Source organism: Hydrogenophaga soli, from assembly GCF_054777695.1.
The window spans coordinates 121,705-142,915 of record NZ_BAAHAK010000011.1 but is presented as its reverse complement, the minus strand read 5'-3'; the positions used below and the strand labels follow the sequence as shown (position 1 = coordinate 142,915).

The window sequence follows — 21,211 nt, the reverse complement described above, 5'->3', positions numbered from 1 at the left end:
GAAACGCCATGAACACACCCATCCTCAGCCCGCAGGTGATCCACTGGTTGCAGCGCAGCGTGCTGTGCTGGCTGGCCACCGTGGATGCACAAGGCCAACCCAACGTCTCGCCCAAGGAGGTGTTTGCCCCGGTGGGCACCGACCACCTGGTGCTGGCCCACATCGCATCACCCTGCAGCGTGCGCAACATCGCACAACAGCCGCGGGTGTGCGTGTCGTTCATCGACGTGTTCGCGCAAAAGGGCCACAAGCTGCACGGCGTGGCCGACGTGCTCCTGCCCGGCCACGCCGACTTTGAGACCTGGTCCGCCCCGCTCAAGCCCCTGGTGGGCACACGCTTTCCGCTGCGGGGCGTGATCCGGGTTCGGTTGACGGACAGCCAACCCATCGTCGCGCCCAGCTACGCCTTGTTCCCCGACACCACCGAACAGGCGCAGATCGACGCCGCCCAGCGCACCTATGCCTCCAAGCTGCCTCAGGAAGCCACCTGCAACCACGCCCTGAAAAAGTCCTCCTGATGTCCACCCCCACTCTGCTTCTGTTCCTCACCGCCACCCTGGTCCTGTTCATGTCGCCGGGCCCCAACATGGCGTTTGTGCTGTCGCACGCGGCCACCCACGGCCCGCGAGGCGGCCTGGCCGTGGCCCTGGGCATTGCGTTGGCCGACGTGGTGCTGACCCTGCTCACCGCCACGGGTGTGGCGGGCCTGGTGACGGCGTGGCCGCCCTCGTTCGACGTGCTGCGCCTGGGCGGTGCGGCCTATTTGCTGTGGATGGCCTGGAATGCCTGGCACCACCACCCTGGCCCACTGACCCTCACCGGCGTCGGCCAGGTCCCCTTGCGCACGGTGTGCCGCCGCTCCATGCTCAACAGCCTGCTCAACCCCAAGGCACTGCTGTTCTTCTGGGTGTTCCTGCCGCAGTTTGTGGAGGCGTCCAGCACCCCCGTGCCGGTGCAACTGGCCTTGCTGGGCGGCGTGCTGACGCTCGCCTCGCTGGTGTTCCACGGTGCGTTGGGCCTGGTGGGTGGGCGGTTGGCACAAGCGGTGTCGTCCCGTCTGGCAGACCGCCCCGGCTGGAGCCGCCTGCCAGGACGCGTGCAAGCTGGTGTGCTGACCGCACTGGCCTTGCGCCTGCTGCTGACCCAACGCCCCGCCACCTGACCCCACCCAACACCTGAAACAATCTCGCCCTTTGGCAACCCATTCGCCCAAACCTCAACACCCCCATTGACTCACCAAGGAGACCCCATGACCTGGAAACTGGCGCAGCGTGCCCACAAGATGAACCCCTCCGTGATCCGCGAAATCCTCAAGGTCACCGAGAAGCCCGGCATCATCAGCTTTGCGGGCGGCCTGCCCTCGCCCCAGACCTTCCCCATCGAGGCCATGGCCGAAGCCACCCAGAAGGTGCTGACCCAAGACGGCCGCAGCGCCCTGCAATACGCCGCCAGCGAAGGCTACGGCCCGCTGCGCGACTGGGTGGCGCATGACCTGAAAAAGCAGGGCATGGACGTGCACCCCGACCAGGTGCTGATCACCACCGGCTCGCAACAGGGCCTGGACCTGGTGGCCAAGATCCTCATCGACGCGGGCAGCCGCATCCTGGTGGAAACGCCCACCTACCTGGGCGCCCTGCAGGCCTACACCCCCATGGAACCCACCGTGGTCAGCGTGGCCAGCGACGACGAAGGCGTGGACGCCGCCGACCTGAAGGCCAAGGCCGGCAGCGGCACCGATGCCGCCCGCTTTGTGTACCTGCTGCCCAACTTCCAGAACCCCACGGGCCGCACCATGACCGAAGCCCGCCGCGCGGCGGTGGCGCAGGCGGCCATCGAGACCGGCCTGCCCGTGATCGAAGACAACCCCTACGGTGACCTGTGGTTTGACGCGCACCCGCCCGCCTCGCTGGCCTCGCGCAACCCCGAGGGCACGGTCTACCTGGGCTCGTTCAGCAAAATCCTGGCCCCCGGCCTGCGCCTGGGCTTCATGGTGGCCCCCAAGGCCCTGTACCCCAAGCTGCTGCAAGCCAAACAGGCCGCCGACCTGCACACCCCCAGCTTCAACCAGCGCATCGTGGCCGAGGTGCTGAAGGACGGCTTCATCGACCGCCACGTGCCCACCATCCGTGCGCTGTACAAGGCGCAGTGCGAGGCCATGCTGGCCGCACTGGAGCGGGAATTCGGCCACACCGGCCATGGCGGCGGCGACGCCTCGCTGCAATGGAACCGCCCCACTGGCGGCATGTTCCTGTGGACCCGCCTGCCCGCCGGGCTGGACGCCGTGAGCCTGCTGCCCAAGGCCGTGGACCACAACGTGGCCTTTGTGCCCGGCGCCGCCTTCTACGCCGACCACGGTGACCCGCGCACCATGCGCCTGTCGTTCGTCACCGCCACGGTGGACCAGATCAACACCGGCATTGCCGCCCTGGCCGCCACCATCCGGGAAGCCCAAGGCCGGGCATGAGCCACCCGCCGGCCCTTCCCGCGCCTGACGCCCCCAGCCTGCACCTGTGGGGCCGCCTGTCGTCCATCAACGTGCGCAAAGTGGTGTGGGCGCTGCAGGAACTGAAGCAAACTTTCCAAAGAACAGAAGCGGGAATGGCCTTTGGGGTGGTGAACACACCGGCCTATCAGGCCCTCAACCCCAACGCCCTGGTGCCCACGCTGCAAGACGGCGACCTGGTGCTGTGGGAGTCCAACGCCATCGTGCGCTACCTGTGCGCCCGCTATGGAGCCAACAGCCCGCTGTACCCCGCCGACCTGCCCCAGCGCTTCGACGCCGAGCGCTGGATGGACTGGCAGCAAACCACCCTCAACCGCGCCAGCGGCGGCGCGTTTGTGCAATGGGTGCGCACGCCCGCCGACCAGCGCAACCCCGCCGCCATCGCCCAATCGGTGGCCGCCACCGAACCGCTGATGGCCCTGCTGGACGAGCACCTCTCCCGCCGCGCCTGGATGGCGGGCGAGCACTTCACCATGGCCGACATCCCCATGGGCTGCGAGGTGCACCGCTGGTTCAACCTGCGCCAGCCCCGCCCCGCCTGGCCTCACCTGTCCGCCTGGTACGCCCGGGTGCTGGAGCGCCCCGCCACCCGGGGCGTGCTGGACCTGCCACTGAGCTGATTCGTCCCTCGCCCCCATTCTTGGAGCTTCCCATGCGCCCACGCCCCTTTGCCCAAGTCGATGTGTTCACCGCCACGCCCTACCGCGGCAACCCGCTGGCCGTGGTGCTCGACGGGACCGACCTGAGCGACGCCGAGATGGCGCACTTCGCCCGTTGGACCAACCTGTCGGAAACCACCTTCGTGCTGCCGCCCACGCCCGAAGGCGCTGCCGCCGGGGCCGACTACCGCGTGCGCATCTTCACCCCCGGCGGTGAACTGCCCTTTGCCGGCCACCCCACGCTGGGCACCTGCCATGCGTGGCGGGCCCACGGCGGCAGCCCGCGCCAACCCGGCACCGCGGTGCAGGAATGCGGGGTGGGCCTGGTGAACATCCGCCTGGACGGGGACCGCCTCGCATTTGCCGCGCCGCCCCTGCACCGCACCGATGTGCCCCAGGCCACGCTGCACGCGGCCCTGCCCGCGCTGGGCTTGCAGCCCGAGCAGGTGCTGGCCGCCCAACACCTGGACAACGGCCCCCACTGGCTGGGCCTGCTGCTGGACCAGCCCGACACCGTGGCCACCCTGCAACCCGACCACGCCACCCTGGCCCGCCTGGGCCTGAAGGTGGGCGTGGCCGCCCTGACCACCCCCTCCGCCGAAGCCCACGACGCCAACGCGCCCGGTGTGGGCCTGATCCACCGCGCCAGCCGCGAAGCCCGCGCCTTTGCCACCGGCCTGCGGCCCGCGTCCGCCGAGCCCACCGCCCCACCCACCACCGCGCCCGACCACCAGCTGCTGGTGCGCGGTTTTGTGGACGTCATCGGCGTGGCCGAAGACCCGGTCACCGGCAGCCTCAACGCCAGCCTGGCCCAGTGGCTGATGGCCGACGGCTGGCTGCCCGACGCCTACGTGGCCGCCCAAGGCCAGGCCCTGGGTCGGGATGGCCGGGTCTACCTCAACCGCGACGCCACCGGCCAGGTATGGGTGGGCGGCGACGTGGCCGAGTGCATCCACGGCACCGTCACTTACTGAATCTCCCGTCCTTTTTCCTTCACTCTCGGAGCGCTCACATGATGTTTTCACTGCAAGAACTGCTGCTGTTTGCACTCGCCGCCCTGGTGCTGGTGCTCACCCCTGGACCCAACATGGTCTACTGCATTTCCCGCAGCCTCACGCAAGGCCCCAAGGCGGGCCTGCTGTCGCTGTTGGGGGTGGTGCTGGGTTTCGGGGTGCATTTGCTGGCGGCATCGCTGGGGCTGACGGCCTTGTTGGCCTCGGTGCCCATGGCCTTTGACGCCGTTCGCTACGCTGGTGCGGCGTATCTGCTGTGGCTGGCGTGGCAAGCCGTCAAACCCGGCGGTGTGGCCCCATTCCAGGCCCGCGACCTGCCCCACGACCCACCCCACACCCTGTTCCTCATGGGGTTCATGACCAACCTGCTCAACCCCAAGGTGGCCATGTTCTACCTGTCGTTCTTCCCGCAGTTCCTGCACCCCGAGCGCGGCCACCTGCTGTGGCAAAGCCTCACCTTGGGTGCCGTGCAAATCGGCACCAGCACCGCGGTCATTGCCATGCTGGTGCTGGGCGCAGGCCAGGTTGCGGGGGTGCTCAACCGCAACGCCGGGTGGATTCGGGCGCAGCGCTACGTCATGGGGTCGGTGCTCGGCCTGCTGGCCTTGCGCCTTCTGCACGAAAAGAAGGTTGCAGCATGAGCACCCCAACCGCCTGTGCAGCCATGCTGCCCACCCTCTCCGACATCGAAACCGCCGCCCAGGTGGTGTACCGCGAGTTCCAGCCCACGCCGCAGTACCGCTGGGCGCTGCTGGGCCAGCGCCTGGGCACCGAATGCTGGGTCAAGCACGAGAACCACACCCCGGTGGGCGCGTTCAAGATCCGCGGCGGGCTGACCTACTTCGACCAGCTCCGGGCCCGCGGCCAGTTGCCCGCCCACGTCATCAGCGCCACCCGCGGCAACCACGGCCAGAGCATGGGCTGGGCGGCCCGGGCGCATGGCGTGCGCTGCACCATCGTCGTGCCACACGGCAACAGCACCGAAAAGAACGCCGCCATGCGGGCGCTGGGGGTGGAGCTGATCGAACACGGCACCGACTTCCAGGAAAGCCGCGAACACGCCATGGCCCTGGCCGCGCAGACCGGCGCGCACATGGTGCCCAGCTTCCACCCCGACCTGCTGCGCGGCGTGGCCACCTACTGGTGGGAGTTGATGCGTGCCGTGCCCCAGCTGGACGTGGTGTACGTGCCCATCGGCCAGGGCTCGGGCGCGTGCTCGGCCATTGCCGCCAAGTTGGCCCTGGGCCGCTCGCTGGAGGTGGTGGGCGTGGTCAGCGCCCACGCCACCACCTACGCCGACTCCATCGCCGCCGGGCGGGTGGTGGAAGCGCCCGTGTCCACCCAGTTGGCCGATGGCATGGCCTGCCGCGTGGCCGACCAGGCGGCACTGGACATCCTGCGCCCCCACCTGGCCCGCGTGGTGCAGGTGACCGACGCCGAAGTGGCCCAGGCCATGCACGCCCTGTACACCGACACGCACAACGTGGCCGAAGGGGCCGGGGCCGCAGCATTGGCCGCGGCCCTGCAAGAGCGCGACCACCCAGCCCCAGGCTCGGGGCGTAAGCCAGGCCGCGGGCTGGCGGGCCGCTGCGTGGGCCTGGCACTGACCGGCGGCAATGTGGACGCCGACGTGCTGGCGAAAATACTACAAAATCAGTAGCTTCTTGCGCTTTTACATAAAGCGCAGGAAGGCATTTTGACCCACAAAATTCATCATCGCCAGGCCATGGACAAGGCCAGAGCCCGTTGTTGCCACAGCACGGCGCCTTGGACGGCGCTGTGCTGCATGGCCAGCTTCATGCATTTGCGGGCCTCTTCGGCGGGGCCCAGGTGGGCCAGCGCCTGCGCACGCAAGCGGTACAGGTCGGGCAGGTGGAAGCCGTCGCCCACGCGCAGCGCCATGGACAGCGCTTCCTCGGTGGTTTGCTGCACGCCCGCCCAGTCGGCCAGCTGGGCTTGGGCTTCGGCCAGCGGGTGCAAAAACGCGCCCAGGGCGCTGGGCATGGCCTGGCGCACCGCCGCCGCGCTGCCCTGGAGCAGCGCCAAGCCCTGGGCCTGCCCCATCATGGCCTGCGCCCAACCCGCCTGCATGGCGGCCACCGCCTGCCACAGCGGCAGCCCGTGGCGGGTGGCCAGCCCGGCCACGTCCTGCGAGGTTCGGGCCACCTGCGCCGCTTGCCCTTGCAGGCGGTACACCACCGCCAGGTGGCTCAGGGCAAAACACAGGGACTCGGGGTGCTCCAGCGCCCTTGCCAAGGCGCAGGCCCGCCCCCCCGCCTGCACGGCGGCCTGGGGCTGCCCCTGAAGCACACGCACCCAGGCCCGCTGGCCCAGCACGGCCACCCGCGGGTCGTGCCCGCCCAGGTTGAATTCGGCATGCGCCCGGCCCCGGGCGTGGCGCAGGGTTTGCTGGATGTGGTGTTCGGCCCGGTCCAGGTGGCCTTGCCACACGGCGTCGTTGGCCCAGGCGGCGTGGGCGTAGGTCAGTTGCACGGGGTCACCGGTGCGGGTCGCAATGTCCAGCATTTCTTTTGACCAGGCATCGGCGGCGGCAAAGCTGGAGTCAGGGCGGGAACTCCACACCAGCCACAGGCCCCACAGCACGGCAAACCGCCGCGGGTCGTCAGGCGGGCAGAGGGCCGCCGCGCGGTCAAAGGTGGCAATGGCCTCGGGCGATCCGTAACCCATCAGCGCCACCAGCGACGGCCCCAGGGGCAGCATCAGCGCCAATTCGTGCGCCTGCCGCAAGGGGCCGGGTGGCAATTGCTCCAGCAGCGACACGCCGCGGCGCAGGTGGTCCACCGCCTCGGCAAAGGCCGCCGCACGCAGGGCCTTGACGCCCGCCGCCGCCCACCAGCGCAGGGCCTCGTCCGGCATCTCGGCTTCGGTGTAGTGGCGGGCCAGGTCTTCCGGGCCTTCGTTCGCCTGCGGGGCAAAGTGCACCTCCAGCGTCTGCGCCACGCGGCGGTGCACGGCACAGCGTTCGCGGCGGGTCTGTGCCGCCCGGGCGGCCTGCTGGATGAGGGCGTGCCGAAAGCCATACCGCACAGCCCCTCCGCGGCCCGCACAGGGCTCGATCAGCCGGGCCTGCTGCAAGGCATGCAGGCCCCGCACCACCGCGGTTTCGTCGGCTTCCACCACGCGGCGCAGCAGGTCCAGGTCGAACTCGCGCCCGATGGCCGCGGCGGCCTGCGCCACGGCCATGGCGTCGGTGGCCTCCAACTGGGCCGTCAACAGGTCTTGCAAGGTGCCCGGCAGGTGGGCACCGGGATTCGGAACGTGGGCCATGGACTGCGCCAGGGCCTCGGCAAACAAGGGGATGCCTTCGGCCCGGGTCACCACGGTGGCCAGGGCCGGGGCGGGCAAGTCGGGCACGGCCTGGCGCACCAGCGCCGTGGTGGCGTCGGGGTCCAGCGGGGGCAGGTCCAGCAGCTGGGCGTTGGTGCCCAGCGCCTCGGGCAGGGCATGGGGGCGGCGCAGGGTCAACACCATCAGCAAGGGGCTCACCGGGGGGGTGCGCATGATTTGGACCAGCAGGGCCTGCGTGGACGGATCGGCCCAATGCACGTCTTCCACCAACAACACGGTGGGTGGGCTGCCCTCCGCGGCCAACAGCCGCCGGGCCAGCGCCGCCATGGCCTGCTTGCGCTGGGTTTCAGACAAGGTGTGCGCGCCCTCGGCCCCCAGGCCCAGCAAAGCGTTCACCCCCTCAAAGCTGTCATTTTTGTCCGCACTTGGCACGGCCAAATGGGCAGCCCCGCCCCCATGCGCCACCACGGGGTGCAAGGGCGTGTGCTGCGCTTCGGCACGGCAATACAGGTCCCGCACCACCCAGGACAGGCGCTTGAGCTGCTCGGCAAACGCCCGCACCAGGCGGGACTTGCCCATGCCGGCCTCCCCGCGCACAACCCCCACACGCAAGCCGTGGTGCAGCGCCTCAGACCCCCAGGCCGCCAGGCGCGACAACTCGCGCTGGCGACCCACCAGGGCCGAGCGCTGCGCCTGGGGCGCATCCCAGTTGACACGCACCCCGCGGTCACTCAGCACGCGGTACAACGGCCCCTCCACGCCCGCAATCGCCCCGCTCGGAGCCGGGTGCTCCGCATCGTCAAAACAGGCGGCCACCATCTGGCGTGTGGAGGGGCTGAGCAGCACCGCCCCCGGCGGGGCCTGCTCGGCCACACGGGCCACCACCTGGGTGGCATGGCCCAGCAGGTCGGGCACGGCGGGGTTGCAGCCGGTGACCACCCAGGCCGTGTGCACGCCCACGTGCGGGGTCAGGCCCGAGGGAGCGGCCCCGTCCACCAGTGCCAGAGCCGCCCGCACGGCCCGTTGCGCCGCATCCTCCTGCGCCTTGGGGTACCCAAAACACACCAGCAGCACGTTGCCGGGCGACTGACACACCTGCCCGCCCCGCGACTGCACCCGCGCCACGGCCGCCTCACGCCACGGGGCCAGGCAGGCCAGCAGGTGTTCGGGATCGGCATCGCCCACCATGTCCAGCGCAGCGTGCACAAAGGTGACCTGGCGCCGGGCGCTGGCCTGGGGGCCGGGGGCGGCGCTGTCAGGAAGCGTGGCCCACAGGGCCTGTTGGGCGGCCTCGTCCCAGGGGGCGAGCCGGGTGCGGGCCTGGGCCCACGCCTGCGCCTTGTCCCGCTGGCCCTGCTGAATCCAGCCTTTGCACAGGGTTTCCAGCATGTCCAAATGGCGCTGGAACAAGGCACTGCGCCAGTGGTCCCGCCACAGCTGGAAGTCGGGCGCATCGGGCAGCTCCAGCCCGGCCAGGAAGTCGCCGCGGAACAGGGCCACGGCCTGCTCCAGACGGCCCAAGTCGGCCCCCAGCAACCCGGGGTCCAACACGTCCAGGGCATCCACCTGCGCCACCCGCTCGGGCAGCAGCCGCACCACCTCGCGGTCGGCGTGCACCGGCATGTGGACCCCCAGCACACGTTTGAGGTTGAACAAGGCCTGGCGCAAGTTGGCCCGGGCAGCGGTAATCGGTAACTGCGGCCAGAACAGGCCCGCCACCTGGTCGCGGGCATGCGAGCGCGCAGGCTCCAGCGCCAAGTAGGCCAACAAGCCTTGCAGCTTGTCGTACATGGGCCGCCCCGGCGGCAAGCCTTCCGCCTCCACCTGCAAGGGGCCCAACACCAGGATCTTCAACGAAGGCAATGACTGCGACATGGCGGCTCCACACACCGTCGGCCCAACCAACCGACGGACGAACGTTAGCACTTGGCGTGCCAATCATTGATGGAGTGTTAACGCGACGTTGCTGTAATGCCGCGCACCGTTTTCAGCACCCCGCGCCGTCTGCCCACGCCCATGAGAACCCACCTCGCCACCCTGGCCCTGCTGGCCGCCGCCCTGCCCGCCTGGGCGGGCAGCCTGGACGCTCCCGCCGCCCCTGCATCGGGCAGCGGCATGCCCAGCACCACAGACATTTACAACCGCCTTGACACCGGAGCCACGGTGAGCGTGCCCGGTACCTTCCAGGAGCCTGCCGCTGGCCCCACCGCAGGCACGGGCCGAACCCTGGCCGACATTGCCGCCAAGCTGCCCGTGCCCGACAACACCCAAGGTGCCGCCGCGGGCGACGTGGCCAACGGCAAAACCTTCTGGGGGCTGCGCACCGATGGCACCTGGGGGCCCCGCACCGGCACCGCCGCTGCGGCCACGCCCGCCAGCGGCAACGCCACCGCCGCAGACGTGCTGACGGGCAAAACCTTCTCCAACAGCAGCGCCAACGGCGTGGCGGGCAGCATGGCCGACAACGGCGCGGTCAACATCACGCCGGGCACGGCGGCGCAAACCATTCCCGCGGGCTACCACAACGGCGCGGGCAGCGTGGCGGGGGACGCCAACCTGGTCAGCGGCAACATCAAAAGCGGCGTGAGCATTTTTGGAGTGAACGGTTCCAGTTCCGTGGTCGACACGGCAGGGGCCACCGCCGTGACCGCCGACATCGCTGCGGGCAAAACGGTCTATGTGAACGGCGCCATGGTGACGGGGACCGGGACCCTGGCGAACGGTGCCTACTACCCCATTCAACTTCCAGCCATATGCCTCCAGGGTTGGGGAGGTAGCGCTTGCCGAACGCCCTGTGCAAACGGACTGATGGGCACCAACTGCGACATCTTGAGCGAGCCCTATGCTGGAACACTCCCCACCTATGCGAGCACGCCCTGGAACTGCGTGCACGACACATCCACCGGCTTGGTGTGGGAAGTCAAGTTGCCAGACACTGGGGCAGGAACGGTCTTCCGCGGCCTGAATGAAACTTTTTCCTGGTACAGCAACGATGCGTACCCGCCAGGGACCGCAAACGGTGGGACTTGCAAGAAGACGGGTCGTTGCGACACCGAAAAATACACCGCAGCCGTCAACGCGACTCAGCTGTGTGGGTTCACGGACTGGCGCATGCCAACGCAATACGAGTTGGTCGCAGTTCAGTCGAACATCTCCAACAACCCCGACTACTTCCCGAACACGCTGCAATTTGGGACTTTCTGGTCCGGGGTGCCGGTCATCGTGAACCCTACGTCTGTTTGGAGCGTCTCCGGAACCGGCATCACGGGTTGGCCAGCAAGCAACACCTTTTCCATCAGACTGGTCCGAGGCAAACCGTGACGTTGTCTGTGGGGCGCTTTCTCCCGGCGCAGCTACCGCAATCGCGCCGCTCCCATCCACGCCATTAACGGATTGTTAACGGTGCATTGCTGTAATGCCGCGCACCGTTTTCAACACCCCGCGCCGTCTGCCCACGCCCATGAGAAACCACCTCGCCACCCTGGCCCTGCTGGCCGCCGCCCTGCCCGCCTGGGCGGGCAGCCTGGATGCCCCCGCCGCCCCCGCCGCAGGCAGCGGCATGCCCAGCACCACCGACATCTACAACCGGCTTGACACCGGGGCCACGGCGAGCGTGCCGGGCACCTTCCAGGAGCCTGCCGCTGGCCCCACCACAGGCACGGGCAAAACCCTGGCCGACATTGCCGCCAAACTGCCCGTGCCCGACAACACCCAAGGTGCCGCTGCGGGCGACGTGGCCAACGGCAAAACCTTCTGGGGCCTGCGCACCGATGGCACCTGGGGAGCGACCTCGGGCGCAGCGGCAGCAGGGAACAACGTGACCGGGACCAACGGCCTGCTGACCTTCTCCATTCCCGATGGCTTTTACAGCGGCGGCAAGACCGCCACTGCGGCTGACAGCAATTTGCAGTCCGGAAACATCAAAAGCGGGGTAACCATCTTTGGAGTAACAGGCACCGCCAGCCAGGCCAGCGGCACCGCCGCTGCGGCCGACGTGCTTAGTGGCAAAACCTTCTCCAACAGCAGCACTACCGGTGTAAGCGGCACCATGGCAAACATTGGCGCACTCGCCATCACCCCCGGCACGGCGGCCCAGCCCATTCCTGCGGGTTACCACAACGGAGCGGGCAGCGTGGCGGGGGATGCCAACTTGGCGTCCAGCAACATCAAAAGCGGGGTAACCATCTTTGGGGTCAGCGGCAGCTCCAACGTGGTGGACACCACGGAGGCAGCTGCTCCAGCCACCGCTGCCGACATTGGCATTGGAAAGAAGGCCTACGTCAATGGCGCCCTCATCACCGGCACCTCGGCACTGGCCACCAACCACGTCTCCCGCGCCATCTGCACCCAAGGCTGGGGCGGCGCGAATTGCGACGTATGCGCCGGGCAATGGAGCGGTGCCAGTTGCAACGTCTGCCCCAGCGGCTGGTCGGGCATCAATTGCGACATCATCGCCAAGCCGTTCCCCGCGACCGTGCCGACGTATGCGGGCACGCCCTGGAAGTGCGTGCTCGACACCGCAACCAACCTGACCTGGGAAGTTAAGACCACTGGCGGATTGCACGATTGGAACAACACCTACACCTGGTACGACCCCATCGATCCAAATCCTGGCCTCGCGATACCCGGCACATGCATAGGTACTCCTGGCTGCGACACAGCGAAATTCGTGGCGACAGTCAATGCCGAGCAACTGTGCGGCTACACCAATTGGCGCGTGCCGACTTTGAGCGAACTGCAGGGGCTTGTCGTGACCGGTTCGTCCCCAACCATTAATTCGGCCTACTTTCCTAACACGACTGCGGACTTTTACTGGTCTGATACGACGTATGCGCCTAACCCGAGTCGCGTGGGGGCCGTCTACTTCTACGACGGCAGCACCGGTGCCATCAACAGGACGTCCGCCATCCGTGCTCGCCTCGTGCGAAGCGGACAGTGACTTTGCCCTTCTATCCCTCTGCGCATCCCCACCCGCCACGCAGTCTCCAAACGAGCCGCCCACGAAAACACGCCTCGCCACGCTGCCCCTGATCGCCTTGGTGCCCGCTGACGCCAGCGCCCCACTGGCATTTTCTGATCCGAAACAGATGACATTGTCCACACGCACCAGAACCGCAGGCTTGTTGCTGGCGCTGACACTTGCCGCACCCACCTGGGCGGGCAGCCTGGATGCACCCGCCGCCCCCGCCGCAGGCAGCGGCATGCCCAGCACCACCGACATTTACAACCGGCTTGACACCGGGGCCGCGGTCAGCGTGCCCGGCACGTTCCAGGAGCCTGCCGCTGGCCCCACCGCAGGCACTGGCAAAACCCTGGGCGACATTGCCGCCAAGCTGCCCGTGCCCGACAACACCCTCGGGGCCACTGCGGCAGACGTGGCCAACGGCAAAACCTTCTGGGGCCTGCGCACCGATGGCACCTGGGGGCTGCGCACCGGCACCCAGGCCGCGCCTGCGAGCGGGAGCAACGTCACCGGGGCCAACGGCCAGTTGACCTTCACCATTCCCGACGGTCTCTACAGCGGCGGCAAAACCGCCACGGCGACGGACAGCAACTTGCAGCCGGGCAACATCAAAAGCGGCGTCACCCTCTTTGGCGTGAGCGGCACCGCCGCCCAGGCCAGCGGCAACGCCACTGCCGCGGACGTGCTGACGGGCAAGACCTTTTCCAACAGCAGCGCCACGGGCGTGGCGGGCAGCATGGCCGACAACGGCGCGGTCAACATCACGCCGGGCACGACGGCACAAACCATTCCCGCGGGTTACCACAACGGCGCGGGCAGCGTGGCGGGGGACGCCAACCTGCTGCCCAGCAACATCAAGAGTGGTGTGAGCATCTTTGGGGTGAATGGCAACGCCAACGTGGTGAATGTGGTCCACGTGTCCCGCACCATTTGCGCACCGGGCTGGGCGGGCGCGAATTGCGATGTGTGCTCGGGCCAGATGAGCGGCACCAGTTGCAACGTCTGTCCCCCAGGTTGGTTGGGCAGCAACTGCGACATCATCACCAAACCTTTCACCGGTGGGGCCATGCCCAATTACGCCGCCACACCGTGGAAATGTGTGTATGACACCGACACCGGCCTGATGTGGGAAGTCAAGACCACCGATGGCGGCCTGCACGACTGGAGCAAAACCTACTCCTGGTACACCAGCACCATTGATGTCACTGATCGGGGGTTCGGCAACTGTTCTGGGGCGACGTGCAATACCGAAAAATTCACCACCGCCGTCAACAGCGAGCCGCTGTGTGGTTACGCGGACTGGCGAATGCCAACGCTTGCTGAACTGCGAAGCCTGGTCTTCGATTCCCTCAACTCATTGATGAACGGCACCCCGGCCATTGATTTGTCCTACTTTCCCAACACCCAGACAGGCTTGACTGCCTATTACTCTGGAGAGTCCATCCCATCGCTAGCAGGACGCGCATGGGGTGTTTCCTATACAGAAGGGGGGCTCACGGGAGGGACCTACAAATCCGGAGACTACTACGTGCGACTCGTCCGGACGCACTACTAGACCCGCCCTTCTGAGCAGTCCCTCAGGTACGTGACGGTGGCAGTCCCTGCCCCCGCGTTTTCTCATTCATTGACGGATTGTTAACGGTGCATTGCTGTAATGCCGCGCACCGTTTTCAACCCCTTTCACCGACCCTCCAGCCCGATGAAAACCACCCTCGCCACCCTGGCGTTGTGCGCCTTGCTGCCCGTGGCAGCCCGCGCGGCCACGCCCATCAGCGCCACCGACAAGTTTGTGTGGTCCGACACCAGCGGCTGGGTCAACTTTGCGCCCACAAACGGCGGTGCCGGGGTGTACGACGACCACCTGGAGGGCCATGTGTGGGCCGAGAACGTGGGCTGGATCAAGCTGGGCAGCCACAGCGGCGGCGGCTACCACCGCTATGCCAACAGCACAGCCACCGACTGGGGCGTGAACCTCACCGGGGCAACGCTGTCGGGCTACGGCTGGAGCGAGACCGCGGGCTGGGTGCGCTTTGACCCCACGGGCGGCGGCGTCACGCTCAACCCGGCCAACGGGGTGTTTGACGGCTGGGCCTGGGCCGAGAACCTGGGTTGGGTTCACTTCAAGGGCAGCGCCCCCGCCTACAACGTGGTGTTCACCCCGTTCCAGGAGGTCAACGCCGTGCTGCTGAGTGCCGCCAGCCCGCAGCAGTTGCGGGCCGCTGTGGCGGGTTCGGGGGTGCACCTGTCGAGCGACGGAGGCACCACCTGGAGCGCGGCCACCACCCAACCCACCGACCGCCGCCTGAAGGCCGCCGTGGCCCACCCCACCACGGCCACCACGCTGTACGCGGCCAGCCACGGCAGCGGGGTGTTCCAAAGCGCCGATGGCGGGGCCAACTGGTCGGCCTGCGCCAACACGGGCCTGAACCCCAACGTCTACACCCTGGTGGTGGACGGGGGCGGCACGCTGTACGCGGCCACCCCTGGCGGGGTGTTTGCCAGCGCCGACTGCGCCAGCTGGACCGCCAAGAGCACCGGCCTGCCCAACGCGGCAGGCGTCTACCACCCCACGGTACTGGCCGTGGACCCCACCACCCCCACCCTGCTGTACGCCGGGGTGAGTGGCACCGGGGTTTTCCGCAGCACCGACGGTGGCGGCACCTGGAGCGCCGCCACCACCCAGCCTGCGGGCACGGAGCTGCGGGCGTTTGCCCTCAAGCCGGGCACCAGCAGCACGCTGTTTGCCGCCAGCCGCGGGGCGGGGGCGTTCAAGAGCACCGACAGCGGGGCCACCTGGGCCGCCTGCGGGGGCCAGCCCGCCAACCTGAACCTGCGCTCGCTGGCGATGGACACCACCGGCAAGTTGTACGCGGGCTCTGAAGCGGGGGTGTTTGTCAGCAGCAACGACTGCGCAAGCTGGGCCGCGCTGAACACCGGCCTGCCCAACTGAGCCCACGGAGCACGCCATGAACACCTTCTTTCTGCGCGGCTTCGCCCTGTGTGCACTCACCGCCGGGGTCCATGCGGCCCCGGTGTATGACCAGTGGGTGGGCACAGGCCCGTTTGCCACGGGGCAGGGCAACCGGGTCATCACGGCGCTGGCGGTTCGGCCCGATGGCACCCAGGTGTTTGCCGGCACCGGCAGCGGCACGGTGCTGGGGTATGCGTTTTCGGACACCACGCCCAATGCGTTCAGCTTCACGCCGCAAACCGACGTGGCCCTGAGCACGGTCATCGCGTCCAACAGCGTCACGGTGTCGGGCATCAACACGGGCGTGCCCATCAGCGTCACGGGCGGGGAGTACGCCATCAACGGCGGTGCGTACACCGCAACCGCGGGCACGGTGAACAACGGTGACACGGTGACGGTGCGCCTGACCTCGTCGGCCAGCTTCAGCACCACGCGCCTGGCCACGCTGACCGTGGCCACCCAATCGGCGGTGTTCCAGGTGACCACACAGGCGGCGGTGACCAGCTACACCGCGCCCGCCCCCTCCGGGGGGGGGAACGTCACTGCCAGCTTCACGGGGGGCGGGGCCAACTGCAGCCTGGCCACATCGAGCTACACCGCGGCCACCTCCACGCCCAACGGCATGTCGTTGCCCTACGGCACGTTCAGCTTCACCACCACGCAGTGCAATGACGGGGCGACGCTGAACTTCACGCTCACCTACCCGCAAGCCTTCCCCGCAGGGGCCAAGTACTACAAGTACGGCCCCGAGTTCGGCGGCAGCGCCACGCCCCATTGGTACGCCTTGCCGGGCGCGGTGGTCAGCGGCAACCAGGTGACGTTCAGCATCACCGACAACGGCGTGGGCGACAGCAACCCCGCCCTGGGCTTCATCACCGACCCGGGGGGCGTGGGGGTGCCGCTGGCCGATGTGTCCGGCGTGCCCACGCTGAGCGAATGGGCGCTGTGGCTGCTGGTTGGGTTGATGGGGGTGCTGGGCATGCACCAACGCTCACCGGCACGCGCACGCGGGAAGCCACTTCAAAAAACATAGCTGCTTGCGCTTACAAATAAAGCGACAGATGCCAAAAGCACCATGAAATCTTCTTCCCAATCCCTGCATGCACTGGCCCTGCTGTGGGCCGCGGTCTGTGCGACACCCGCGCTCGCCCAAACGGGTTTGTTGAACGACACCGGCCAGACCGGCTGTTACGACGCCACCAACAGCCCCGTGGTCTGCACAGACTCGAGCACCGGGAACGCGAGTGCCCGCCCTCATCAGGATGGCCGCTACGGACGCGATGCCGCCAAGACATCTGGTGCACTGCCCACCAAAACCGGGGGCGGTGCAGCGGGCTTTGACTTTTCGTGCGTGTTATGGAACGGCACCGTGGTGAATGGCAGCAACTGCACGGCAGGCCTCGTGGCCAACACCACCGGCACGCCCAGCGCCTCCCCCGCCATGGACTGGGCCTGCACCCTCGACAACGTGACGGGACTGGTTTGGAGTTTGCAAACCCCCTCCGCCACGTGGGACGCCGCGACCACGGCCAGCTACCCCGATGCCGGGCACAACAGTGCCAGCCGCTGTGGCTACAGCAACGGCTGGCGGCTGCCCTCCACTCGCGAGTTGTTGAGCATCGTCCACCACGGCCTGAGCGCGGGCCCCATGGTCGATACCGCGTACCTCCCGACGCCCGGCAACCTGTACTGGAGCCGAGAAACCTATGCGCCCAACCCGGTGAACGCGTGGGTTGTCATTTTCGGCAACGGCGACACCGACACCCGCAGCAAGTCCAGCACCAACAACGTTCGCCTGGTGCGCAGCAAACCGTGATTTTTCCACCCTGCGTCAGGCCCCACGCGCTTGCGCAGACGATCCCCATCCAATTCCCTTTGTATGGAAAAAGCGCTTTCCATGTTGAACCGAATTCCCCTGCAGAAATGGCGTTGGCGTCGAACCCTGTTCATGCTGGCCGGACTGATGACCTCCGTGCTGGCCCATGCGTCGTATACCGTCAATGCCGATGGCACGGTGACCGACACCACCACCGGCCTGGTATGGGACCAGTGCGCCTACGGGCTCAGCGGCAGCGCTTGTGCCACTGGCAGCGCCTTTTTTGGAAGTTGGCCCAGCGCACTGGCCCAGGTCAGCGCTGCCAACACCGCGGGCTACAAGGGCTTCAACGATTGGCGGGTGCCCAACAAGACAGAACTGGAGAGCATCGTCAAACGCGATGTCCACAGCCCCGCCATCGACACCACGGCGTTTCCCAACACGGCCACGTCCAACTTTTTTTGGACATCCACCACTTACGCGCCCAACCCTGCCTACGCGTGGTACATCTACTTCTACGACGGCGACACATTTGTCCACCACAAGGCCAACAACAACTTCGTTCGTTTGGTGCGCGGGGGGCCGTCTTACGCGGTGTTTGATGGTGTAGGCACCACCAGCTACACCGCCCCCACACCCAGCGGCAGCGGCACCAGCGGCAACGTGACCACCACGCTGACTGGCGGCGGGGCGGCCAGTTGCGCCATGGGCAGCGTGAGTTACCAAAGCGCCAGCAGCGTGGGGGCGGCACCGCCTGCAGGGGTGTCGTTCCCGGCGGGGGTGGTCAACTTCACCACCACGGGATGTGCGGTGGGGGGCACGGTCACCGTCACGCTCACCTACCCCAGCGCCTTGCCCGCGGGCACCCAGCTGTACAAGTACGGCCCGGCCACGGCTGGGGCCAGCCCCAGCTGGTACGTGCACCCGGCCACCTTCAGCAACGGCAACACCACCATCACCTACACCGTGACCGACAACGGTGTGGGCGACAGCAACAACACGGCGGGTGTCATCACCGATCCAGCGGGTCCTGGCGTGCCTGGGAGCGTGTCCGGCGTGCCCACGCTGAGTGAATGGGCGCTGGTGTTTCTGGCGGGGCTGTTGGGGGTGGCAACGGCCTTGGGCATGAGGCCACTGCGACAACGCCCCAGCCCCTGACCAGCGCAGGCAGACGGGTGGGCGCCCACAGGGCGCAAACCCATTCATTGACGAACTGTTAACGGTGCATTGCTGTAATGCCGCGCCCCCTGAACACCCCACCGTCTGCCCCCGATGATGAAAACCGCCCTCGCTTTCCTGGCCCTGCTGTGGGCCGCCGCCAGCGCCGCGCCCGCATGGGCCCAAACCGCGCCGCTCAATGACACGGGCCAGGTGCATTGCTACATCAGCTACAACGGCACCGGCCAAACGGTGGCCTGCAACGATGCTGGCAATGTCGGCAACGGCGGCCACAGTCCTCACCAGGACGGGCGGTACGGGCGCGATGCCGCCGCCGCGGCGGGCCAACTGACCAAAGTGGGCGGAGGTGCAGGCGGGTTCGACTTCACCCGCCTGTGCTGGAACGGAGCCGCTGAGGGCAGTGCCCAGTGCACCGGCACCCTGGTGCCCAACACCACGGGCACCCCCGACATCACCACCCCCTTCACCGACTGGGCGTGCACCCGCGACAACGTCACGGGCCGCGTGTGGAGCTTGCAAACCCTGGGCCCGCTGACCTGGACGGCAGCGCAAAGCGCCAACGCCAGTGACAACACCCAAAGCCGTTGTGGTTTCAGCGATTGGCGCATGCCCACCCGCCGCGAGTTGCTCAACATCGTCAACAACGACACGGCCCGGCCCGCCATCGACGGCAGCCACTTCCCGGCCACTCAGCAGGGCGCCTATTGGAGCAGCAACACCACGTCGGCATACAGCAGCATCACCTTTGGGTTGGTGTATTACGGTTGGACGGTCGGCTTCGATGTGGGCGGGGTGGATACCCCTCAGCAAACCACCAATCAGTACTTGCGGTTGGTCCGATGAGCACGGGGAGCGGCACCGCCATGACCCCTCTCCTTCTGCGCCTGATTCGGCTGGTGTTGGCGCTGGGCCTGGCCTGGGGCAGCCCCCTGGCCCAGGCGGCGTACACGGTCAATGGTGACGGCACGGTCACCGACACCGACACCGGCCTGGTGTGGGAGCAGTGCGTCCAGGGCGTGTACTCCTCGGGTTCGCTGTGTGATTCAGGTCGCGCCATGGAAGTCACCTGGGAAGGCGCTCTGGCCCTGGTGACGGCACGCAACCAGGACAACCACCTGGGCCACAACGACTGGCGGCTGCCCAACAAGAACGAGCTGGAAAGCATCGTCAACCTCGGTAACGGCTCCCCGGCCATCGACACCACCGCCTTCCCCAACACCCCTTGGAGCTACACCTGGACCAGCACCTCCTACGCCCCCGACAGCCTCCAACACGCTTGGGTGGTGTATTTCGGCGGAGGTGCGCCCAATGCCATCCCCAAAAGCTCGGCCTACCCCGTGCGCCTGGTGCGCGGCGGACGGGCCATGGCAACGTTTGACACATTGGCATCGGGCGGCAACGGAGGCTCGCTGGCGGGCACGGTGACCGACCCGGCCACGGGCCTGATGTGGGACCGATGCGTTCTGGGGCTGTTCTCGGCCTCGGGCGTTTGCGACACCGGCAGCGCCGCTCAGTTCAGCTGGGATGCGGCCCTGGCCGAAGTGAGCGCCCGCAATTTCGCCAAGCACCAGGGCTACAGCGATTGGCGACTGCCCAACAAGAACGAGCTGGAGAGCATCGTCACCCTCGGCAACGGCTCCCCGGCCATCGACACCACGGTCTTCCCCAACACCCCAACAGGGAGCTACACCTGGACCAGCACCTCGTACGCGCCCGACAACCTCCGACAGGCCTGGGCGGTGTATTTCGGAGGGGGTGCCCCCAATGCCGTTCCCAAGACCTCAACCTACCCCGTGCGCCTGGTGCGCGGCGGCCAGGCCATGGCGACGTTTGACACGTTTGTGGTCCATGGTGGTTGCGGCACGGCCCACAGCACCACCCTGGTGGCCAACGCGCCCAGCAGCGGCCTGTGTGCCACGGGCACAGCGGCCAACATGAGCGCCGGAGCCACGGCCTACACCTGGGTGTGCACGGGCAGCGGGGGCGGCACCGACTCGGACGTGTGCCGCGCCAGCCGCGGCTACACCGTCACCCCCAGCGTGACAGGCGGCGCGGGCCAGGGCAGCATCAGCCCCGACACCGCGCAGGTGGTGGCCTACAACGAGCAACCCAGGTTCACCGTGACCACCCAAAGTGGCCACGCCGCCACCCTGGGCGGCAGCTGCGGGGGGGCTTTGAACGGCAACACCTACACCACCCGGGGGGTGACGGCCCCGTGCACCGTGACCGCCCGGTTCGCCCCCTACACCGAGCACACCGGCACCCCCCCCGGGGGAAGCACGGTCAGCGCCCGCCTGAGCGGTGCTGCGGGCTGCGCGTTTGCCACCGCGGCCTACCAGGGTGCCACCACCGTGGGCAGTGCACTCCCCGCGGGCTACACCTTCCCCCACGGGGTGCTGGCCTTCACCACCACCAGCCAATGCGGCACCGGGGTGACGGTGACGCTGACCTACCCCAGCGCCTTGCCCGCGGGGGCCAAGTTCTTCAAATACGGCCCCCCCACGACCGGGGCCAGCCCCACGTGGTACGAGCACCCGGCCACCCTCAGCGCCGACCGCACCACCCTCACCTACACCGTGAGCGACAACGGACCGGGGGACAACGACCCCACGGTGGGCGTCATCCGCGACCCGGCAGGAGCGGGGGTGCCGGGCGGCGGCGACGTGTCGGGCGTGCCCACGCTGAGTGAATGGGCGCTGCTGCTGTTGGCGGGGTTGTTGGGGGTGCTGGGCCTGCACCAAAGCTCACGCGGCAGGAAACTTCAAAAAACATAGCTGCTTGCGCTTTATATGAAAGCG

Annotated in this window: 17 protein-coding genes; 16 read left to right on the top strand and 1 reads right to left on the bottom strand. The window is 67.9% G+C overall.

The genetic code is table 11. The annotated features are described in order from the left end of the window. The first annotated feature begins 8 nt into the window (after positions 1-8). From ACYVB7_RS17885 to ACYVB7_RS17855, 7 genes are all read left to right on the top strand, one after another. Complete coding sequence (locus ACYVB7_RS17885) at positions 9-518, top strand: pyridoxamine 5'-phosphate oxidase family protein (protein ID WP_460509979.1); 510 nt, start codon at positions 9-11, stop codon at positions 516-518. After that, on the top strand, positions 515-1,162 hold the full coding sequence (locus ACYVB7_RS17880) for a LysE family translocator (RefSeq protein WP_460509999.1): 648 nt from the start codon (positions 515-517) through the stop codon (positions 1,160-1,162). The genes ACYVB7_RS17885 and ACYVB7_RS17880 overlap by 4 nt, the downstream gene beginning before the upstream one ends. Before the next feature lie 87 nt (positions 1,163-1,249). Then, positions 1,250-2,464: an aminotransferase-like domain-containing protein gene (locus tag ACYVB7_RS17875; RefSeq protein ID WP_460509977.1), complete on the top strand. Its 1,215-nt coding sequence runs from the start codon at positions 1,250-1,252 to the stop codon at positions 2,462-2,464. Continuing rightward, the gene (locus tag ACYVB7_RS17870; RefSeq protein ID WP_460509975.1) at positions 2,461-3,123 is read left to right on the top strand and encodes a glutathione S-transferase family protein; all 663 of its coding nucleotides are present in this window, start codon (positions 2,461-2,463) and stop codon (positions 3,121-3,123) included. Before ACYVB7_RS17875 ends, ACYVB7_RS17870 begins: the two co-directional genes overlap by 4 nt. 32 nt (positions 3,124-3,155) lie before the next feature. Next, complete coding sequence (locus ACYVB7_RS17865; protein ID WP_460509973.1) at positions 3,156-4,136, top strand: PhzF family phenazine biosynthesis protein; 981 nt, start codon at positions 3,156-3,158, stop codon at positions 4,134-4,136. Positions 4,137-4,177: 41 nt separating this feature from the next. Next, positions 4,178-4,816, top strand: coding sequence for a LysE family translocator (locus ACYVB7_RS17860; protein ID WP_460509997.1), 639 nt, complete (start codon positions 4,178-4,180; stop codon positions 4,814-4,816). Further along, entirely contained in the window at positions 4,813-5,835 is a 1,023-nt protein-coding gene (locus tag ACYVB7_RS17855) for a threonine/serine dehydratase (protein ID WP_460509971.1), read from the top strand. Before ACYVB7_RS17860 ends, ACYVB7_RS17855 begins: the two co-directional genes overlap by 4 nt. Positions 5,836-5,888: 53 nt before the next feature. Here ACYVB7_RS17855 and ACYVB7_RS17850 read toward each other — a convergent pair whose 3' ends face one another. Continuing rightward, positions 5,889-9,359 carry an AAA family ATPase gene (locus ACYVB7_RS17850; protein ID WP_460509969.1) on the bottom strand — a complete coding sequence of 1,157 codons (3,471 nt, stop codon included), beginning with the start codon at positions 9,357-9,359 and terminating at the stop codon, positions 5,889-5,891. Positions 9,360-9,500: 141 nt separating this feature from the next. On the opposite strand from ACYVB7_RS17850, the gene ACYVB7_RS17845 reads away from it, so the two are divergent. The 9 genes from ACYVB7_RS17845 to ACYVB7_RS17805 all read left to right on the top strand — a co-directional run bounded on the left by ACYVB7_RS17845 (position 9,501) and on the right by ACYVB7_RS17805 (position 21,187). Further along, the gene (locus tag ACYVB7_RS17845) at positions 9,501-10,805 is read left to right on the top strand and encodes an Lcl C-terminal domain-containing protein (protein ID WP_460509967.1); all 1,305 of its coding nucleotides are present in this window, start codon (positions 9,501-9,503) and stop codon (positions 10,803-10,805) included. Between the two features lie 139 nt (positions 10,806-10,944). Continuing rightward, the gene (locus tag ACYVB7_RS17840; RefSeq protein ID WP_460509965.1) at positions 10,945-12,423 is read left to right on the top strand and encodes an Lcl C-terminal domain-containing protein; all 1,479 of its coding nucleotides are present in this window, start codon (positions 10,945-10,947) and stop codon (positions 12,421-12,423) included. Between the two features lie 154 nt (positions 12,424-12,577). Beyond that, positions 12,578-14,002: an Lcl domain-containing protein gene (locus ACYVB7_RS17835; protein ID WP_460509963.1), complete on the top strand. Its 1,425-nt coding sequence runs from the start codon at positions 12,578-12,580 to the stop codon at positions 14,000-14,002. 144 nt (positions 14,003-14,146) lie between these two features. Then, a complete protein-coding gene (locus tag ACYVB7_RS17830; protein WP_460509961.1) occupies positions 14,147-15,397 on the top strand; it encodes a WD40/YVTN/BNR-like repeat-containing protein in 1,251 nt (416 codons plus the stop codon). A 16-nt stretch (positions 15,398-15,413) separates the two neighbouring features. Continuing rightward, positions 15,414-16,451 carry an IPTL-CTERM sorting domain-containing protein gene (locus ACYVB7_RS17825; RefSeq protein ID WP_460509959.1) on the top strand — a complete coding sequence of 346 codons (1,038 nt, stop codon included), beginning with the start codon at positions 15,414-15,416 and terminating at the stop codon, positions 16,449-16,451. Positions 16,452-16,493: 42 nt separating this feature from the next. Then, positions 16,494-17,234: an Lcl C-terminal domain-containing protein gene (locus ACYVB7_RS17820; RefSeq protein WP_460509957.1), complete on the top strand. Its 741-nt coding sequence runs from the start codon at positions 16,494-16,496 to the stop codon at positions 17,232-17,234. A gap of 81 nt (positions 17,235-17,315) precedes the next feature. Next, on the top strand, positions 17,316-18,392 hold the full coding sequence (locus ACYVB7_RS17815) for an IPTL-CTERM sorting domain-containing protein (protein WP_460509955.1): 1,077 nt from the start codon (positions 17,316-17,318) through the stop codon (positions 18,390-18,392). 117 nt (positions 18,393-18,509) lie between these two features. Beyond that, positions 18,510-19,256, top strand: a complete 747-nt coding sequence (locus ACYVB7_RS17810) for an Lcl C-terminal domain-containing protein (protein WP_460509953.1) — start codon at positions 18,510-18,512, stop codon at positions 19,254-19,256. Between the two features lie 20 nt (positions 19,257-19,276). Beyond that, positions 19,277-21,187: an Lcl C-terminal domain-containing protein gene (locus ACYVB7_RS17805; RefSeq protein ID WP_460509951.1), complete on the top strand. Its 1,911-nt coding sequence runs from the start codon at positions 19,277-19,279 to the stop codon at positions 21,185-21,187. Positions 21,188-21,211: the final 24 nt, after the last annotated feature.

Excerpts from the sequence above, each read along its gene's own strand:
- ACYVB7_RS17820 (WP_460509957.1), top strand. The coding sequence starts at position 16,494 with ATGAAATCTTCTTCCCAATCCCTGCATGCACTGGCCCTGCTGTGGGCC.
- ACYVB7_RS17825 (WP_460509959.1), top strand. The coding sequence starts at position 15,414 with ATGAACACCTTCTTTCTGCGCGGCTTCGCCCTGTGTGCACTCACCGCC.
- ACYVB7_RS17830 (WP_460509961.1), top strand. The coding sequence starts at position 14,147 with ATGAAAACCACCCTCGCCACCCTGGCGTTGTGCGCCTTGCTGCCCGTG.
- ACYVB7_RS17840 (WP_460509965.1), top strand. The coding sequence starts at position 10,945 with ATGAGAAACCACCTCGCCACCCTGGCCCTGCTGGCCGCCGCCCTGCCC.
- ACYVB7_RS17865 (WP_460509973.1), top strand. The coding sequence starts at position 3,156 with ATGCGCCCACGCCCCTTTGCCCAAGTCGATGTGTTCACCGCCACGCCC.
- ACYVB7_RS17860 (WP_460509997.1), top strand. The coding sequence starts at position 4,178 with ATGTTTTCACTGCAAGAACTGCTGCTGTTTGCACTCGCCGCCCTGGTG.
- ACYVB7_RS17815 (WP_460509955.1), top strand. The coding sequence starts at position 17,316 with ATGTTGAACCGAATTCCCCTGCAGAAATGGCGTTGGCGTCGAACCCTG.
- ACYVB7_RS17845 (WP_460509967.1), top strand. The coding sequence starts at position 9,501 with ATGAGAACCCACCTCGCCACCCTGGCCCTGCTGGCCGCCGCCCTGCCC.
- ACYVB7_RS17870 (WP_460509975.1), top strand. The coding sequence starts at position 2,461 with ATGAGCCACCCGCCGGCCCTTCCCGCGCCTGACGCCCCCAGCCTGCAC.
- ACYVB7_RS17850 (WP_460509969.1), bottom strand. The coding sequence starts at position 9,359 with ATGTCGCAGTCATTGCCTTCGTTGAAGATCCTGGTGTTGGGCCCCTTG.
- ACYVB7_RS17875 (WP_460509977.1), top strand. The coding sequence starts at position 1,250 with ATGACCTGGAAACTGGCGCAGCGTGCCCACAAGATGAACCCCTCCGTG.
- ACYVB7_RS17805 (WP_460509951.1), top strand. The coding sequence starts at position 19,277 with ATGACCCCTCTCCTTCTGCGCCTGATTCGGCTGGTGTTGGCGCTGGGC.
- ACYVB7_RS17855 (WP_460509971.1), top strand. The coding sequence starts at position 4,813 with ATGAGCACCCCAACCGCCTGTGCAGCCATGCTGCCCACCCTCTCCGAC.
- ACYVB7_RS17885 (WP_460509979.1), top strand. The coding sequence starts at position 9 with ATGAACACACCCATCCTCAGCCCGCAGGTGATCCACTGGTTGCAGCGC.
- ACYVB7_RS17810 (WP_460509953.1), top strand. The coding sequence starts at position 18,510 with ATGAAAACCGCCCTCGCTTTCCTGGCCCTGCTGTGGGCCGCCGCCAGC.